This window comes from Candidatus Margulisiibacteriota bacterium, assembly GCA_028715625.1.
Taxonomy (GTDB): Bacteria; Margulisbacteria; Riflemargulisbacteria; order GWF2-35-9; family GWF2-35-9; genus JAQURL01.
Genome location: JAQURL010000126.1, coordinates 1 through 2684 on the forward strand (window position 1 = coordinate 1; position 2684 = coordinate 2684).

Consider the following 2684-nt stretch of genomic DNA (forward strand, 5'->3'; position numbering starts at 1 on the left):
ACGCGAATATGGCGCAGCTTACAGAAGTAAAGCTTGTTGGGGATTCAACTGCGGAAAAAATAATAGAGTTCTTCGAGCGGAGTTTTATAAAAAGAGAAATGCATCCGTGAGAGAAATACTAAAGCGATAAGTATAAGACAGTATAAGATAGTCAAAGACAGTATGACAGATATGTTGGTTGTAAGTATCGAACTGACCGGGGAGGATAAGACCCGATTTGAGCAGCTCAAAGAACATCTTGGTCTTTTGTACAACACAGAAGTTTTAAGGGCAGCAATTAAAAATACACACTCTTGTTTAGTAAAATAAGGGTGGGGTATTATGAACTTTATTCCCTGGTTAAAATTACAGGCAAGGCGCAACGACTCCACGGGCGACCTGGCGAGAGAGTTAATAGCAAACCCCAACAATGATATTATCACAGGGTATCACATTTTTGTAACATATTTAACATACAAAAAGGCACCTCATTCCACTTTTGTCGCCCTTGCTAATGCCTTCAAAGAGTATCACAAAGAAAAATACAGTCAAGGAAGGCGAGCTGTTTGACCAAAAAACACGAACCCACACCCCAAAAAATCAAAGCCGCCGGGGTTTTACTATACAAAGACCTGATTCAACCCGATGATGAGCCGCGCTATGTAACGAAATTCCAGATATTAACAGAAGACCGTTTACCGTTTGATTATATTATTAATAAAGAGGGGGAATGCATCGCCGACTCTGACTCCACCGGTCTGCAATTAGCTGCCGAGTCTAAATATATTCACATACTCGAAGAGAATATCCCCGGAGATTTGGGGCGGTTTCATGGAATACCTGAACCTATCCTTAACGGAAAGCGTATAAAATTTGTTGAGCCGGCGAAAGGCGCGAGGGGGATTGACGGCGAAGATTTACATATTGGAAGTTTTGGGGATTGGAAGTGTTCACATTGTGGGCATATAAATGTGATTCCAGTTGTTGGAGGGAAACTTATTAAACCGTTTATCTGCGATAACGCCGAGTGTGGAAAAAAGGGGCAGTTTAAAGCCCAGTTCCCGGAAGACCTGATAAAACCAATATGGAAACTACCTATACCGCCGATTGAGGCAACCGGCGCTGAGGTTTATTCAGAGATTTATAATTATTGTAAAAATCAGTTAGTATTAGAGGATGATGATTATCATATTTTAACAATATGGATAATGGCTTCATGGCTGGTCGATGATTTCCAGACCTGCCCCTATCTTTGTATGCTGGCGCCGAAGGAGTCGGGTAAGACCCAGGTGCTTGATGTAATCAGTGAATTAGGATATCGGGCGACAAAGACCATTAGCGTAACTGCCCCATCGCTTTTCCGTGCCATTGAGTTATGGCATATCACATTATTAATAGACGAAGCGGAATATCAGCTTAAGCAAGAAACCGAGGCAGGACAGGCACTATACGGCTGCATGAACGGGGGCTATAAGCGCGGGAGTTATGCGATCCGAACCGAAGGGGATAGTAATAACCGCACCCCAACCGCGTATGATGTTTTTGGATTTAAGGCGATTGCCACAACACAGCTTTTTCACCCCACGCTTGAGAGCAGAAGCATTATTATTAATATGTCCCAGGGAATGCCTGAGAAAATATTAATTGATACTAAACAGGCAATGATTATCAGGGCAAAGCTGTTATTCTGGCGATTTGAAACCCTTACTAAATTGCCGATAATACTTCCGGAATCGAATAAAGGGCGCCTTATCGAGATGTTTATACCCCTGTTCACTGTCGCGCAAATTTTAAAAAATAAAACCGGAAGGAAAGGTATAATATTATATCAGGATTTAATTAAAATCCTTCAAAACAAAATTTCCGCGATGGAAACAATACGAAAAGAAGAGGAACACACATCGTCCGATGCACAGATTATCTCTGCAATAAACAACGTGTCAGGCAAACCCTCCCCCGGCATATCAGGTGTGCGAGAGAATATGACTATCCGGGAAATAGCGGAGGAACTAAAATGGATTGACCAATATACAGAGCAAAGTATTGTAAATAAAGAACTTACAAAAATAGGAAAGAAAATGAAAGTTATGGGGTTGAAGTCGAAACACACCATGCACGGTAATATATTTGAATATTTAACTGATGAAAATAATTTAAAATTATTAGAATTGTATAAGAGGTATTTGTAATGTTGAGTTGGATTTATTCGTGTATTGACGAAATTGTATTAGGGATACCAAACAAAAATATGAAGGTCATGAAGCGTAATGAAGGTCAAATTTTCACCTTCATGAGGCGGGGCATGGCGTTTATGAAGGTCATGAAGCGTTTTCCTTATATATGGTATGGTAATATTATTATTATATACGTACCTTCATACCTTCATAACGATAGCAGTAAGCCCATTTACCTGATTAACCCTAATAAAACATACTCTTACTCCCCCCTCTTATAGGATTTAACCTTCATACCTTCATAAACACTATGCGCAGGCACATGAAGGTAAATGAAGGTTCATTTCGACCTTCATCTGCTATCGGTGAACCTTCATTATCATTATCGGAGGGCTGATGGACAGATACCCACGCTCTGAATGGACTCCCCAGATGATACATGACTTCAAGGTGTTCTATGAGGAACTTCAAGGTAAAAAGAAAACGGAAAGTCCTGTTAAAGCAGATGTTGATTTTGATATTGGAGTATAG

Annotated in this window: 3 protein-coding genes; 2 read left to right on the plus strand and 1 reads right to left on the minus strand. The window is 40.4% G+C overall.

All coding sequences use genetic code 11. The annotated features are described in order from the left end of the window. Window positions 1–321: 321 nt before the first annotated feature. Window positions 322–549: a hypothetical protein gene (locus PHV30_12150; GenBank protein ID MDD5457762.1), complete on the plus strand. Its 228-nt coding sequence runs from the start codon at window positions 322–324 to the stop codon at window positions 547–549. Next, window positions 546–2168, plus strand: a complete 1623-nt coding sequence (locus PHV30_12155) for a hypothetical protein (protein ID MDD5457763.1) — start codon at window positions 546–548, stop codon at window positions 2166–2168. Before PHV30_12150 ends, PHV30_12155 begins: the two co-directional genes overlap by 4 nt. A 276-nt stretch (window positions 2169–2444) precedes the next feature. Here the strand turns inward: PHV30_12155 and PHV30_12160 are convergent. After that, the coding region (locus PHV30_12160) for a hypothetical protein (GenBank protein MDD5457764.1) at window positions 2445–2684 on the minus strand (240 nt) is incomplete at its 5' end.